Here is a 14,877-nt window from a genome sequence, read left to right on the forward strand (position 1 = left end):
TAAACCTTTTTAAAGAATCTCACTAATTTTATGCAAAAACAAAAGAAAATAAAGAAATTTAAAAAAATTCTGTCAAAGAGCTAACATTTTGACAGTCACTTTCATAGAATAAGATAAATATCATCAAAACAAAAATATTAATATATTATTTAGAAACAGTGAAAAAATGAAAATAAACGCAACATTAACATTAAAATATAAAACTGAGGAATCTGCTTCATTAATATATAATTCATTGGAAGCAGATAATAAGAACTATATTGAAAGCAGAATAAGCGGGAAAACAATTAATTATGAAATAAATAGTGACAAATTAGGAAGTTTTCTTGCAACAGTTGATGATTTAATTGCTTCAGAAATAGTAGCTGAAAAAATTATCAACAAAACCGCTTAGAATGAAAAGTTTTATATAAATAGAAATAATAAATATAAACATTAATAAAATTTATTCATTAGAGAGTGTATACTTATGGAATGTCATTATCATCCTGAAAGAGAAGGTACAGATACCTGTGCAATATGTGGAAAATCAATTTGTAAAGAATGTGGTTTAGAAATAGCTGGAAAAATTTATTGTAAAGACTGTTTAGAAAAAATTGTAGGACTTGGAATTGACAATAATCAACAACAAGCTCCTGCTGTACAAGAACCTGTGCAAAGTGAACCAGTATATGAAGAAGAAAATATTTATCAACCTCAAGAAGAATATGAAATACCTTATGCTCAAGAAGAACCTGCTGAGGAGTATAAAGTAATTAGCGATGATTCTCCATATAACATAAAAGACTCTATTGAATATTCCGGAGGTCTTGAATCATCTTACATTAGCGATAATGAAAGTATTTATCAGGAAGAACCTCAACAATTTGCACAAAATGAATATGAACCTGCACCACAACAAATTGCACAAAATGAATATAGACCAGCAGAACCTCAAGTTGAAATTCGTCAGCAACCAGTTGCTGAAGAATCTGAATACATTTATCCTGATCACAGTTATGAGCCTCCTAAAACCAGTGGAAGACAAAATCTTGAAGATAAATATGAAAAATATTTAGATGATTTGTACTTTGATGAAAATGAAGTTCCTTTAGGAGAACAACTTGCAAAAGATGAAGCCCAATACGGATCTTTAACCAAAAAAGAATACAAACCTAGACCTGTTGTGGAAGAAGTTCCTCAAAGAACCATTCCTAGAAATGAAACTCCAGAGGAAATGGAAGCAAGAATCAGGGCGGAACTCGCAAGAGAAATGCAAGGTGGCCAAACCCAAAAAATAGCACCTGAACCTGATGAAAAAGGAATACATAAACTAAACTATCAAGACGAAAAAGAGCCAATGGGTGTTGTTGACATATTATTAACAATTATATTAATTATCGTAATTTTAATTGTTTTATACTATGTAATTTACCTATTCGTATTAGGAACTACATACCCAACATTTATGGATGCAGTATTTGCTCTTAAAAACCCACAAAACGTAATCAACCATATTGTAACTGGTGTTTAAATAATGAAATATTTTCATTATTTACCTTTTTTTTAAATTTTTCCAAACAATCATCATTTTTATATCCCAAAATTCTAATTACAGAAGGATAATTTTCAATATACTCAGAAATTAGTTTTTTAGGTATGGGATTTTCCAAAATGCTTAAGACCCTTTGGCGAAAATGAGTTGAAAATCCGTGCAGTATTGCTTCATTAATTTCATCAATATTATTAAATGGTCTTTTATCAATTATATTTTGAGCTAATTTTTCATTAAACAAGTTTAAACCAGCTAATTCCTCGAAACTGTAATTATTTGCAGTATTGATAATAGTTTCCTCATCTCTGATGCCATATATTATTGAATCATTTTTTATCTCACGTTTCAGCACTTCAATAGTTTTGGAAGGCATCATATCAATAACTTTATCAAAATCATCTTCAAGAATACTTTCACGAATAAGGGTGCCGCTAACTCCTTCAATACGTTCAACAAAAAGAAACTTATCAGTATAGTCAAAACCGATTTTACTTAAAGAATTGGCAAATGAAGTAATTACATAATTATCCTCTTCCAGTTTTCCTTTGAGAATAATTTCATTGGTTGTTTTATCAACTATCTTATAAGGCTTTGGAGCAACATGATGTCCCATATTAATTCTTTTCAATATTTCATCTATTCCTTCAACGGGTTTGTATCCTCTAGGAATATGGTCAGTGTTTAGTGCTTTAAACATCTTACAAAGACATAATGAGTATTGTCCGGACCCCATAATTCCCATTGGAGGACCTTCAACAACAATATCTGCCCCAACAGAAATGGCAATTTCTGCCCTAAGTTGTCTTGGCAATATATATGGGATACCTCTGCCACTTCTCTCAAATAGGCCAGGTACAACAGCTACAAATAACGAGTCAGGAAACATATGTTTTGCAGTTTTCATGCAATGAAAATGACCGTTATGTAAAGGATTATACTCAGTGAAATCAGCGACCAAATTCACTTCAGAAGTAGTATCTGAAATTTTATATTTTTCATCCAAATCATTGAAAAATAATTTCCTATCACGTGAAAGAATATTTGAAACTTGAGACATAAACATAAATTTAAACCTCAAATTAAAAAAAACTTATGTTTTAAAAACATAAATAATAATATCAAAGTAGAAAATGGGGACTGAAAATGGATTTAGTTATTAAAAATTGTAAGCTTATTGATGAAATCGGACAGTACAATATCGGAGTAGAAAATGGTAAAATCGTTGAAATTTCAAAAAATCCTATAAAATGTGATGAAATCATAGATATTAAAGACAATTACATATTACCAGGTTTTATTGATCCCCATGTTCACTTTAGAGATCCCGGCCTAACTCAAAAGGAAGACTTCAAAACAGGTAGCTTATCTGCTGCAAACGGAGGATTTACAACCATCATCGATATGCCGAATACCCTTCCAAAGACAAATACATATGAATCACTTAAAGAAAAAATCGAAATTGGAAAAAGCAAATCAGTTGTTAATTTTGAACTTCAGGCAGGACACAGCAGCCTTGAGGAAATGGAAAAAATGGTTGAATTGAATCCAATTTCATTTAAGGTATTTATGGATTTGGAAAGTGATGAAAGTTTAGAAGAAATATTTTCCAATTTGGGAAAACTAAAACAGACAACAGATTACAACGGACTTGTTGCAGTTCACTGTGAAAAACAGACCATTATCAAAGCTGAAACTGAAAAATTAAAACAAAAAGAAGAAAATGAAGCTATAGATTACAGCTATGCAAGACCATCCTCATCAGAGGATGAATCCGTAAAACAGGCCATAGAACTTGCAGGCAAAAATAATTTAAGATTACATATCTGTCATTTAAGTTCATCCAAATCATTGAGTCTTGCAAAAAGTGCCAGTAAAATACAACCTGTAAGCTGGGAATTTACACCTCACCATCTATTGCTTGATAATTCAGCATTCAATACATATGGCACATTCATAAAAACTAATCCTCCATTAAGAGAAAAACAGAACAGCATCCGCATTGACGATTTAGATACAGATTCAATAATTGGAACCGACCATGCTCCTCATACTTTAGAAGATAAAACAAAAGGAGTTTGGCAATCTTCACCAGGAATTCCGAACTTGGAAACCGTGGTGCCTCTCCTTTTAACAGAAGTAAACAAAGGAAAAATAGATTTAAGTATTATTCCAAAAATTCTCTCACAAAATGCCGCCAAAGTATATGGTCTTGAAAACAAGGGAGAAATTGTTATTGGAAAAGATGCTGATTTTACAGTGATTGATTTAAAACGAAAAGGGAAATTTAACATTAACGAATTCGAAACAAAAGCAGAATATTCACCGTTTGATGGTTGGAGTTACACAGGAATGCCTATAATGACAATCGTTAACGGAAAAATAGTAATGAATAAAATTTAACTTGTTTTAAAAAAAGAAAAAATAGAGGTGTGATATCACACCTATTTATAACATAATGCGTCTTCTGGACATGCTTCAAGACATTGACCACATAAAGTACAGAATCCTGCAATTGGTAATTTAGGATTATCTGTTTTGTGAATCATGTCATATGGACATGCTTCGATACAGTCACCACATTGATCACATTTAGATGGGTTGAATGAAATCCTATCTCTGAGGAGAGGTTCTCCGTCGATAGTTAATTCATATTGATCTACTTTCAATGCATCGTTGGAACACATTGAAGCACAAGCTCCACATCTAATACAGCTAGTGAAAGATGGTTCTGAATCAGTTTCTTCTAAAGCAGGGCATAACATACCAGTTTTGGTAACTACGCGAATAGCTTCAGTAGGACATTTGTTAGCACATGCACCAATGAAGTCACATTTTTCTACATCTCTTCCAATACCTTCTGCATCTACAGGTGCACCTTCACCCCATTCGACATCAATATCTAAAGCGTCAACAGGACAAAGTTTTACACATAAACCACATGCAGCACAGACACTAGGAATAGCAACAGTTAAACTAGCACTGTTTGCAGAAATAAAGTCTCCAGGACATGCTTCTACACAAGTGTTACAACCGATACATTTAGCTGAATCGAAAGTAAATGATGTGATTTCTTTTGAACGTTTAACCGGTACTTTTTCAGCAATGAATATTGCATTCCAAGGACAAGTTTGAGAACATAATCCACATCTGATACAGTCATCATTTACAGTAACTGGACTTCCTACTTCTTCAAGAGTAATTGCGTTTACAGGACAAGGTTCTACACAAGTTCCACATCCAACACAACCATCGATGAAAACAGGACCTTTACCGCTAAGATCTAACTCATATTCAGCAGGTTCTTTAACACCAGGAATTCCAATTACATCAACTGGGCAAATGTCAACACATTTTTGACACATTACACAGAATCCTTCAACTTCTTTTAATTTAGCACCAGTGACTTTAATAGTTTCTTGTGGGCAAACTTCTTCACATTTACCACATGAATCACATGCAATTGAGTTGAATACTAATCTTTTCTGGAATACACCATCAGTGATTTCGTAATCTTCAACTTTTAATGCTCCATTTGGACAAACATCTGCACATTTAGGTTCTTCACCACAAGTGTCACAGTGGATAATAGCATTTGGTGTTACTTCAATAGCTGATGTAGGGCAAGTACCTTCACAAGCACCACATTTTATACAGCCATCTTCATTAAATACAATCATTTATAAAAAACCCCCTTAAATTTAGAATTTTTTAATGAGGTTTCCTTCACTGTCTACAATATCTACTTCAGCTAATCTCATTTGACTATCCATTGAGTGGGTAGACCATTTCCATTAAGTTGAAGATTTTATCATCTACTTCTACACCAGGTTTGATGTAATCTTTTGCAACTTGGTGAATACCCATTTCCATAGCTGGGTTGTTTTGGATTGTAGCTACAACAATGTTTGCATAATTACATAATCCGTTATCATCGGATTCGTAATGGTGGATTAAAGTACCACGAGGTGCTTCTACAATACCTACACCTTTACCTTCAGTTCTTTCTAATTCATCAGGGAATTTTTGAGCTGATAAATCTTCTTCTAATGCTGCAGCAGCACATTCAGCAGATGCTAATAATTCGATTAATCTAGCATAGTTGAATAATAATGGTGCTTGAGCATAGCCGAAAGCATCACGGAAAGCTTTAAGAGCTTCTTGTGCGAGAGGTGCTTCTTTAGGCATTTGATCACAAACATTAATTCTTGATAATGGAGCTACTCTGTAAATACCTTCTGGGTATCCCATTTCTTTAATGTAAGGGAATTTTAACCAGGAGTAAGGTTTTACGTGTTCAGCAACATAGTCGGTATATTCTTCGTTTCTGTATTCGAACATGTCACTACCGTCTTTGTCTTTGAATCTGACGTTACCATTATATACATCCCAAGTTCCGTCAGGTTTTACAATACCACAGTGTCTGGTGTCACCGAAGTTACCTAATGAAGAGATTAAGTCGATGTTTTCTTCAAATACTGGAATAGCTAAATCTAAAGTAGCTTGTGCTAATTCTACGTTTTGTTTAGCTCTTTCAAGTAAATCTTTTTGAGTTTCATCATCTAATTCGGTAGAAATACCACCAGGAGTGGAGGAAGTAGGGTGAATAGGACGACCACCTATTTTTCTAACCATTTCTAAACCGTTTCTTCTGATGTTAATAGCTTGAAGTGCAATTTCAGGCATATCTTTAATTACTTGGAAAACATTCCTAGTTTTTCTAGTTCCATTTGGAATGATTAAATCCGGTGCTGCTAAGAAGTAGAAGTGAAGAGCGTGGGAGTGCATGTATGAACCCCAGTTCATGATTTCTCTCATTCTGTATGCAGCAGGTAAGATTTCGTAATCATCATATCCGAAAATTTGGTCAACAGCTTTAGCAGCTGCTAAGTGGTGTTGTACATCACAAATACCACAAATTCTAGGTACGAGTCTTGGTAATTCTTCTACAGGACGACCTGTTAAGAATTTTTCAAATCCTCTGAATTCCATAACGTGTAATCTTGTTTCTTCAACATTTCCAGCATCGTCAAGATGTACTGTAATTTTAGCGTGTCCTTCAATACGAGTGACAGGCTCCATAGTAAGTTTAACCATTTTATTCTCCTCCTTTCTGCATTTTGATTGGTACTAAAGCAGCAGGTAATGTGTAAGTATAGAAAGTACCTACAATATCATCTAATTGATCTGCGACAGTTTCAGGATCAACGGTTTTATCTTCTTGTACACCGTAGTCAGATGCAATCGCACTGATCATTTTTGCTCCTTGGTCTAATACTTTAGCAGTAGGACCGTAACATCCTCTACATTGGATACCAATGGAGAAATTAAACATAAGTCAGGTTCAGGAGCACCAACTTCAAATTGTCTTTTAATGAAATCCATAGCTAAACCAGCAGGTGGTTTTTCTCTAGGACATACTTCACAGAGGTTGGTTGAAGGTAATTCAATTGTTTCTCCTCTTAATAATGTTAAAATAGCTTCAGCTACAACATCAGAACGAGGTGGGCAACCTGGAATCATTAAATCAATATCCATTACTTCACCAATAGGTCTTACCCTACTTTCAAGATGAGGTACATCTTCGTGAGGAATAATACCTTCAGGGTTTACAGTAGATACGGAATTAATGTATGCTTCTTCTTCTAATTCTTCAACAGTCCATAAGTTTCCAAGACCTGGAATACCTCCGTAACATGAGCAAGTACCGTAAGAAATAACCATATTAGCTTTTTCATTTAACATTTCAGCCAATTCTCTGTTTTCGTCGTTTCTTACTCCACCTTCGACAATAATAATGTCTAATTCTGGTACTTCATCGTATTTAGTATCCATGAGTACAGGGGAAAATTCAAAATCTGCAAATTCCATTACATCTATTAAGGATTCGTGGAAATCCGCAATGGATAAGTGGCAACCGGAACATCCTCCGAACCACATAGTTCCTATTTTAACTTTATCTGCCATATTCATTCCTCCAATCTATCTTTCAGCATCTAATTGTTGTTTTAATGGAGCTGGACCTAATTCTTTGATTCTGTTAACCATCATTTTAACAGCTTCTGAGAATTTTTCACCTTCGGATGCAGAAATCCAGTCGTGGTGAACTCTTTCTTTACCAATTCCAATATCTTCAACTAATCTATAAATTAATCTCATTCTACGATCTAATTTGTAGTTACCAGCGTCATAGTGGCAGTCACCCATGTGACATCCAGCTACAAATACACCGTCAGCACCTTCTTTAAATGCTTTTAAAACAAATTGTGGATCAATTCTTCCTGAACACATTACACGAATAACTCTAATATTCGGTGGGTATTGCATCCTTGCAGTACCAGCTGTGTCTGCTCCCCCATAGGAACACCAGTTGCAACAAAACATTACAATTTTTACATCATCAGCCATAGAGTTTCTCCTCCTCTATAAATATTTTTTTGCGAATTTAGAAAAACTTAAGTCTTTCAAATTCAAATTTTAAAGTTTTTTAAAAAATTTTAAAATCTTTTTTTTAAGACATACTGTTTAGGCATACCTTAAAATCACAATTTCTGTACGTAATGAGCTAGCTCAGCATTACATTATGTACTGATTAATATATTTCATTAATAATTAATATAAAGGTTACTTAGAAATTAAATTCAAAAGGTTTATATACTATAAAACAAAATTTCTGAAAAAAGAAAATAATGAAATAAAATTAGAAAAAAAAGAAAAATAGAGGGAATTACATCCCATCAAGACTCATGTCAATCATTCTTTGAGTTTGCTCAGCTAATTCATCAGGAAGACCAGTGATATCCATGTTTAAAAATCCTCTAACAATCATGGATTCTGCATCTTCTTCGGAAATTCCTCTTGAAGTCAGGTAATTAATCTCATCTTCTGAAATTTTACCTACAGCTGCTTCGTGAGACATTTCCAAGTTTGCAGAACTAGCTTCAAGTTCAGGCACTGCATAAATGAAACTGTCATCTGATAAAACAAGACCATGACATTCCAAATGCCCTTTGACTTCAGGCACAGTACCTGCCAAATGACCTCTCGCATAAATTTTAGATTCATCCTGAGCTACAGCTCTTGAGATAACTTCTCCACGGGCGCCTTCAGCATTAAGCAATACTCTTGATCCAACATCAATAATAGAATCTTTTTTACCGCCCTGAATACTTTGGAAAATTGCTCTTGAATTTTTACCATCACAGTAAGCAGTAGGAAATGATTGAATAGTACTTACAGGACTAGTCAATATATAATTATTGATGTAAGTGGAATTGTCCATTAATTTAACACCAGTTCTAGGACGAACTTCAACCTGTTCCGCCCAGTTGTGAACCATTGTAAAAGTGATTTTGGAACCTGGTTTTAAATACATTTCAGATACACCAACGTGCATTGCTGAGCCTACATCATCACCGGTTGCACATCCGGTAATTAAATGGAGTTCGGAATTTTCTTCAGCAATTATTACATTGTGTGCAGTTTGCATAATGTCTTCATCACTGATAAACATGCATGCCTGAACTGGCATTACTTCTTTAGTTCCCGGAAGAGATCTTACAAAATAACCACTTTTTACACCATCTTCCTTTTCTCTTAAAGCAGTTTTAGCAGTGTATTTATCAGCATCGGGTTTTACTACATTCCAGATATAGTCTTCCAGCCAGTTATATTTTTCAAGTGCAATACCAATATTCATGACCTCAATAGAATCTGACATTGAATTGTTTGTAAAAATATTACTTTGGTCAACCTGTAAAAATGATCCTGACCTGTTTTTCTCTTCAGTATCTACACCAACTTGTAAAAGGTCAGTTTTGGTTTGTTTGTCCAAATCATCCAAATCGTCAATCATGTCTAATGCATTAACAGTTTCATCAGTGAAATTTTCAATAGTGATATCAGCACCTAATGCTGCTTTTTTATCTTTAGCCCTTTCAGCATCATCATAAACATTGCGCACACTCAACACATCCATTAAAACCATTTTTTCTAATATCTTCTAAAATTTCGGTTGGGTTTCCGGAACAGGAAATTACTCCGTCAATTAAAACATGGGCTTTATCAGCACTTACAAAGTTTAAAATATAACCTAAATGAGTAATTAAAAGTCCACTTCTAGTTCTGGAACCTTGTGGTTTATCCTTATCTAATAAAGTACCGATTTCAGAAGCCAATAATTCAACATTTTCAATATCCACACCGGAATCAGGTTCATCAAACATTGTGAAATCCGGCATTTGAGCTAACAATTGTAAAATTTCAGATCGTTTTACTTCTCCGCCAGAAAATCCTAAATTGACATCTCTGTCTAAAAATTCATCACTAAACTTAAGTTGTTTAGCCAATTCTTGCATTCTAGGATTTAAATCTTCATCCATATCCTGATGAGATTCAATTTTTAATAAATCTCTTACAGAAACTCCCCTAATTGCCGGCGGTGTTTGGAAACTAACTCCAATACCTAATTTAACTCTCTCAGCAGTAGATAATTTTGTAATATCTTGACCTTTGAATTTTATAGAACCTTGAACTACTTCATATTGTGGAAAACCTAAAATAGTTAAAAATAAAGTACTTTTACCAGCACCATTAGGTCCTAAAAGAACATGAGTTTCACCTTCAGCAATTGAAAGATTAACATCTTTTAAAACTCTTTTTCCGGCGACTTCAACGCCTAAATTCTCTATTTCAAGTAACATATAATCACCTTAAGATTAAAAATGAATTTGTTATATAATATAATGATTAGTATAACTAAATATAAATAGTTAACAAATATAAAAAAAATTTTAAAAAAAAAGAGAATAACTGAAATTATTCAGTTACGATAATAAATTCACCGACTTTTTCTACTTTAGCAAAAGGAACTAATAATAAATCTCCGTTTCTTTTAGCGCCTTTAACGTGAATATTACGGTCACTTTCAACTCTGATAGCTATATCAACAATTTTACCGGTTTTTTCGTTGATAATTAATTCATCCAATACTCCAAGAATGCGTGCATTGTTGGTAGCTACTTGATAATTCTTAATTTCGCTCCATAACTTTTCTTCTCTTTTAGGAAGTTGTTGTTTATTTTCCATTTAATCACCTGATAAAAATTAAGTTTATATTATATAATTATTTTAATTTCATTATATTTAAATATAATATTCTCTGTAAAATTTTTCTGCAACCTGACTATCCAAAAGAGTATTAATATTCAATGCCAGTTCTGCCTTTGGAATAATCAGCTGGTCTTCTTCCTGAACAATATTGACACTTCGAAGGACATTCAAACCTGATGGAACATTACCGTTGAATTCATATGAATATTCCAGACCCAAATCATCAAAAATTTCAACTGGAACTAATGTAGACAATGCATCTTTATCTGATTTGAGATAATAATCCAAAACACAGTCTATTATCTCCGTTGAAATGAATGGTAAATCGGCATTTATAAAAAGTAAAACATCATCCTTGGATTTCTTTTCAAAAAAGTCTAAAATGTATGACAAATCTGTCAGATAATCATCACCGGAAGTGTCCATTATCTGAAATTCATCATCCAATGATTCTAAATATTTTGTAGTTTCTTGAGTATGAGGACTCACCGTAATAACAATTTTATCGATTAATTTAGATGATTTTAAATTATCAATCACATATTTAATTAAAGGTTTATCGCATAATTTAAAAAGAGGTTTTTCACAGGGAACTTTAAGTCTAGTTCCCATACCTCCAGCCATCAAAATTGCATAAATCATACAAAAATCACTTTACATTTAAGCGAATTTTCCGCCCATCATTTTCATACGATCTTTAAGGATACATCTTCCACCTTGTTTTCCACCAATAGGAACTTTAGGAGTACCCATTGAATTCATACAACGAGCCATAATAGCGGAACCTAATGCAAGACCATCTTCAACAAATACAACATTTTCAAATTTATCCTGAACGGCTTCTAAAATTAATTGAGGTTTGCGTCCTGTAATACCTGCCCTACCAGTAATACCTAATGCAGAACCAGGAACAATGACATTTTCCTTAAATGCAACATCCAATACTCTTTTTACAATATTGGTACTTACATAATCCAATGTTGAAAGCAATGTTGGAAGACCATCTGCATCATAGAACTGTGCACCCAATTCCATTAATTCAGGAAGTTTATCACCATTAAATCCGACATCACAACCAATTAATGTAGTTCCCGCTTTTTCAGCAGCAACCGGATTGACCGGAACAGTACCGAATCTGTCAACATCCATCGGAACTTTAGTAATATTAATCAGCTTATGAGCTTCAAGTGCATTTTCTTCAGCTTTCTTATGATTTGCCTTTTTCATAGCCTTTTCTGAGTATAAATCTAATGCAGCACCATTTTTCTTGTCAATTTGACCTGAACCTCTGGCTAAAGAGTCACTTACAACACCCGCAAGACCTAAAAAGTTACCAACAGTATTAGCATAAGGTTCATTGTCATTTACAATACGTCCTGCCAATGTGGAACCAAAGTCCAAGGAAACACAAGGATTTCTATAATCAACATCAGTCCATTTTGCACCCAGTTTAATTCCTGCAGTAACAAGTTCACCTTCCATTTCATTTGCAACAGTTTCTTTACCTTCAGGAGGAACTACACTTACAACAGCCCCATCAAACATGATATTTTCCAAAAGAGAATGTTTTTGTAATCTTTCAGGAAGCTGAGAGATACTCATAGCAGGAGACATCTTACGAGGCGGAATATCCGCTTCAAGACAACCATCAGCAAGAGCAATAATTAGCTGACCTGCTTCTTCAGCAGTTGCAAAACCTGCAGTTACACCTGTTGATCTGACAACAAAATCCAAATCTTCATCCTTATCCACTTGGCATTTCCTAAGAGATTCTAAAACTGTATCTCGGATAAGTTCAGTTACGGCCTCTTTAGAAAGTTCAATACCCCATACAGTTTTACCGAATACTTCTTCATTAGCTTTAGGCGGTCTAATATCCCTTGTCATTTTAACTGTTTTATTAAGTAAATAGGACTCACTAGTGTTTAAGTTAGTAGCCATTACAATAGATTTTGTAGTAGTGTTACCTAATTCCACAGAAGCAGTTACATAAAATGTGTCTGGTTTTTGAACAGCTCCAGGACTTGCAGGACCTGCCCTTTGAGCTCTTAAAGTTGCTAAATTACCTTCTTTAGAATGAGCAATGATAGGTTTAGGACCTTTATTAAAAATTTTACTTAAAAAAGACATTATTATAACCTCTCCAATATAAAGTTAATTAATAATCTCTTTTTAAAATAATATAAATCTTATTAAAATATTTTTAAAAAAATCAGTAGAAAATTAGTTAAAAAAAAAATAAAAAAATATGGATTAGATGAAATGAATCATCTAATCGGGACCCTATTTGTTTATAATAATTTGTTAATTGGGTGTTCTTCGATAGGTTCGGTACCGATATCTTTTGCTGCTTCAGCAATCATGATATCTGCCATACCACATGCAGGGAATGCAAGTCTTGCATTTTCAATTGGTCCGAAGAGTACAAAGTCCCCACCAGCCATTTGTTGAACGATATTGGAACCAATATCACAAACAGGCCATGCTTCTTTGTGTTCTTTTTTGTATCCTCTTAACCAGTCCCATGCGGATGGTACGTTGTGAATACCAGATCCTACTGGGTATCCCCATTTAGCTTTTACTGCGTAAGAAGTTCTTACAGCAGGTCCTGCACCTTGACCTAATGGAGTAACTGCTACATCCATGAATGGTTTAGTAATACCACATTCGTCAGCCATTTCGAGAATACCTTGATCAATTACGTCTCCACCAGTTTCCCAGATTTCGATTTTACCTTCTACACCAGGTTTCATTGGGTTGAAACCTAAGAGAATGGATGCGTCGATGTCTGAGTTTTTAACAGCTTCAATTTCTGCAGGTTCTGCAGCCATACTTAAAGAGTTGTAAACAGCTCTTTCAGTTAAACCTACTTCTTGAACATATTCTACACCTGCAATTTTAGCAGCTGCTGCGGTTGAGTCGATAAGGAAAGGTTTGTCACAGACGTCTCCTACAAATTCTAAGTATTTTACCATAGCTTCTGCAGTAGCACCGAAAGTTTGTACAACACAAGGGTTTCCGGTTACGTCAGACATTTCTTCCATTGTTTTAATTCTTTCATCAGCAGCATCTTTATCAAAGATACCTTCTTTTTCATCACTAATAATATTGTGTCCACCGTAAAAGATTGTTCCTGCTAAAACAGTAGGGTATTCACCAGGTTGCCCTCCCATTTTCATACCAGCAACATCAATGACGAGTTGTTCTTTATCAAATCTTAACATAAATATAAACCTCCTAGATTATAATACCATATAAGATACCAACATCTCTACCATTTTGTTGGCCTAAACGTTGATAATATTCCCCTACAGTGAAATCAACTTTTTCTTCTGCATCGTCTAATTTTTCAACGATTTGGTTGAAATCTTCTGGGGAAACCATGACTTGAGGTATTGAATTATCATCACTCATATTTAACACCCCTTTAGAATCCTAATGCTTTTGCAATAGCAGGAATGATCACTACGAAAAGTAATGCTATGCATCCACCGATAGCAAAACCTTTAAATCTAGTTGCGAGTAAACCTGCAAAAAGTTTACCTTCTCTTGCAAGGAGTTTTGAACTGTATTCAGCATCATCTGCTGCAGTTTTCATCCCATTTATATTTGGTTTATTAGAAATTTGTACCATATTCGTCTCCTCCTTAAATCAAGAATAAAACTCCAATTATTAAAGTAAAAGCCAAACCAATCATAATACCTTGGACTTTACCTGAATAATTTCCTGCCATGTTCCTTTGAACAGCACCAACCATATCGATTTTAGTGTTTATATCCCTAATTCTTGCTTCAACGAGTGCAGTTTCAGGTGAAACAACCCTAATTGCTTCTCCTTCTTCTTCATCACCGCCGTCATCATCAACGGAAATAACCATAGCTTCTTCTTCAAAAGCACCTGGGTCTTTTTCAACACATTCATTGATTTTTGATTGAATTGCTCCGATATCTTCTGTGTCGATTAAATCAACAATTTCTAATTGTTGTTGGAATCTTTCAACACCATCGAGAGGAACATTTTCTACGAAAGGAATAGCTCCTGTTGCACCAATAATTTTCTTTTTGTCAGGGTCTGCACCATTTTCATGTAAAGCTTTAAAACTTTGACCTGTGATGTGACCTTGCACTTCAGCACCAGCTAATATTAAGAAACGAATATTAGGGTTTGAAATAATGTTAGCAACTACTTTTTCTATTCCTAAGTTTTCTGTTTTACATGGACCTGCAATAGCTGC

General features: G+C 34.1%; 14 protein-coding genes and 3 pseudogenes. 3 read left to right on the forward strand and 14 right to left on the reverse strand.

Annotation, left to right across the window (positions count from 1 at the left end):
- Positions 1-166 precede the first annotated feature (166 nt).
- Both QZU75_RS12095 and QZU75_RS12100 read left to right on the forward strand, forming a co-directional pair.
- A complete protein-coding gene (locus QZU75_RS12095) occupies positions 167-394 on the forward strand; it encodes a KEOPS complex subunit Pcc1 (protein ID WP_296884058.1) in 228 nt (75 codons plus the stop codon).
- Positions 395-469: 75 nt separating this feature from the next.
- Entirely contained in the window at positions 470-1,513 is a 1,044-nt protein-coding gene (locus tag QZU75_RS12100) for an ATPase (RefSeq protein WP_296884061.1), read from the forward strand.
- On the opposite strand, the gene QZU75_RS12105 is transcribed toward QZU75_RS12100, so the two are convergent.
- Positions 1,488-2,591, reverse strand: a complete 1,104-nt coding sequence (locus QZU75_RS12105) for a nucleotidyltransferase family protein (RefSeq protein WP_296884083.1) — start codon at positions 2,589-2,591, stop codon at positions 1,488-1,490. The genes QZU75_RS12100 and QZU75_RS12105 overlap by 26 nt on opposite strands.
- An 86-nt stretch (positions 2,592-2,677) precedes the next feature.
- On the opposite strand from QZU75_RS12105, the gene QZU75_RS12110 reads away from it, so the two are divergent.
- Complete coding sequence (locus QZU75_RS12110; RefSeq protein WP_296884062.1) at positions 2,678-3,934, forward strand: dihydroorotase family protein; 1,257 nt, start codon at positions 2,678-2,680, stop codon at positions 3,932-3,934.
- A gap of 41 nt (positions 3,935-3,975) precedes the next feature.
- Here QZU75_RS12110 and QZU75_RS12115 read toward each other — a convergent pair whose 3' ends face one another.
- The 13 genes and pseudogenes from QZU75_RS12115 to mtrA all read right to left on the reverse strand — a co-directional run.
- Entirely contained in the window at positions 3,976-5,211 is a 1,236-nt protein-coding gene (locus QZU75_RS12115; RefSeq protein ID WP_296884064.1) for a 4Fe-4S binding protein, read from the reverse strand.
- 21 nt (positions 5,212-5,232) lie between these two features.
- Positions 5,233-6,628, reverse strand: a pseudogene (locus QZU75_RS12120) (Ni/Fe hydrogenase subunit alpha).
- A 1-nt stretch (position 6,629) separates the two neighbouring features.
- Positions 6,630-7,498 (reverse strand): annotated as a pseudogene (locus tag QZU75_RS12125) (F420-nonreducing hydrogenase).
- A gap of 15 nt (positions 7,499-7,513) precedes the next feature.
- A complete protein-coding gene (locus tag QZU75_RS12130) occupies positions 7,514-7,939 on the reverse strand; it encodes a hydrogenase iron-sulfur subunit (RefSeq protein ID WP_296884066.1) in 426 nt (141 codons plus the stop codon).
- Between the two features lie 319 nt (positions 7,940-8,258).
- The gene (locus QZU75_RS12135) at positions 8,259-9,509 is read right to left on the reverse strand and encodes a SufD family Fe-S cluster assembly protein (protein WP_296884067.1); all 1,251 of its coding nucleotides are present in this window, start codon (positions 9,507-9,509) and stop codon (positions 8,259-8,261) included.
- Complete coding sequence (locus tag QZU75_RS12140) at positions 9,478-10,233, reverse strand: ABC transporter ATP-binding protein (RefSeq protein ID WP_296884069.1); 756 nt, start codon at positions 10,231-10,233, stop codon at positions 9,478-9,480. The genes QZU75_RS12135 and QZU75_RS12140 overlap by 32 nt, the downstream gene beginning before the upstream one ends.
- Before the next feature lie 115 nt (positions 10,234-10,348).
- Entirely contained in the window at positions 10,349-10,618 is a 270-nt protein-coding gene (locus QZU75_RS12145; RefSeq protein ID WP_296884071.1) for a PRC-barrel domain-containing protein, read from the reverse strand.
- Between the two features lie 57 nt (positions 10,619-10,675).
- Entirely contained in the window at positions 10,676-11,284 is a 609-nt protein-coding gene (locus QZU75_RS12150; protein WP_296884073.1) for an NTP transferase domain-containing protein, read from the reverse strand.
- Between the two features lie 18 nt (positions 11,285-11,302).
- Entirely contained in the window at positions 11,303-12,772 is a 1,470-nt protein-coding gene (locus QZU75_RS12155; protein WP_296884075.1) for a methanogenesis marker 14 protein, read from the reverse strand.
- Positions 12,773-12,933: 161 nt separating this feature from the next.
- A complete protein-coding gene (gene mtrH, locus QZU75_RS12160; RefSeq protein WP_296884077.1) occupies positions 12,934-13,866 on the reverse strand; it encodes a tetrahydromethanopterin S-methyltransferase subunit H in 933 nt (310 codons plus the stop codon).
- Between the two features lie 16 nt (positions 13,867-13,882).
- A pseudogene (mtrG, locus tag QZU75_RS12165) lies at positions 13,883-14,056 on the reverse strand (tetrahydromethanopterin S-methyltransferase subunit MtrG); the annotation flags it as partial.
- A gap of 13 nt (positions 14,057-14,069) precedes the next feature.
- Positions 14,070-14,276 (reverse strand): tetrahydromethanopterin S-methyltransferase subunit F, encoded by a 207-nt coding sequence (locus QZU75_RS12170; RefSeq protein ID WP_296884079.1) that lies wholly within the window; start codon positions 14,274-14,276, stop codon positions 14,070-14,072.
- Between the two features lie 13 nt (positions 14,277-14,289).
- Positions 14,290-14,877: tetrahydromethanopterin S-methyltransferase subunit A (gene mtrA / locus QZU75_RS12175; protein ID WP_296884081.1), on the reverse strand; the 588-nt coding region annotated here is incomplete at its 5' end.

Source organism: uncultured Methanobrevibacter sp. (assembly GCF_902764455.1).
Taxonomy (GTDB): Archaea; Methanobacteriota; Methanobacteria; order Methanobacteriales; family Methanobacteriaceae; genus Methanocatella.

Bases quoted from the DNA above. Each gene is read 5' to 3' on its own strand.
- QZU75_RS12095 (WP_296884058.1), top strand. From the start codon at position 167: ATGAAAATAAACGCAACATTAACATTAAAATATAAAACTGAGGAATCT.
- QZU75_RS12100 (WP_296884061.1), top strand. From the start codon at position 470: ATGGAATGTCATTATCATCCTGAAAGAGAAGGTACAGATACCTGTGCA.
- QZU75_RS12105 (WP_296884083.1), bottom strand. From the start codon at position 2,591: ATGTCTCAAGTTTCAAATATTCTTTCACGTGATAGGAAATTATTTTTC.
- QZU75_RS12110 (WP_296884062.1), top strand. From the start codon at position 2,678: ATGGATTTAGTTATTAAAAATTGTAAGCTTATTGATGAAATCGGACAG.
- QZU75_RS12115 (WP_296884064.1), bottom strand. From the start codon at position 5,211: ATGATTGTATTTAATGAAGATGGCTGTATAAAATGTGGTGCTTGTGAA.
- QZU75_RS12130 (WP_296884066.1), bottom strand. From the start codon at position 7,939: ATGGCTGATGATGTAAAAATTGTAATGTTTTGTTGCAACTGGTGTTCC.
- QZU75_RS12135 (WP_296884067.1), bottom strand. From the start codon at position 9,509: ATGGATGTGTTGAGTGTGCGCAATGTTTATGATGATGCTGAAAGGGCT.
- QZU75_RS12140 (WP_296884069.1), bottom strand. From the start codon at position 10,233: ATGTTACTTGAAATAGAGAATTTAGGCGTTGAAGTCGCCGGAAAAAGA.
- QZU75_RS12145 (WP_296884071.1), bottom strand. From the start codon at position 10,618: ATGGAAAATAAACAACAACTTCCTAAAAGAGAAGAAAAGTTATGGAGC.
- QZU75_RS12150 (WP_296884073.1), bottom strand. From the start codon at position 11,284: ATGATTTATGCAATTTTGATGGCTGGAGGTATGGGAACTAGACTTAAA.
- QZU75_RS12155 (WP_296884075.1), bottom strand. From the start codon at position 12,772: ATGTCTTTTTTAAGTAAAATTTTTAATAAAGGTCCTAAACCTATCATT.
- mtrH (WP_296884077.1), bottom strand. From the start codon at position 13,866: ATGTTAAGATTTGATAAAGAACAACTCGTCATTGATGTTGCTGGTATG.
- QZU75_RS12170 (WP_296884079.1), bottom strand. From the start codon at position 14,276: ATGGTACAAATTTCTAATAAACCAAATATAAATGGGATGAAAACTGCA.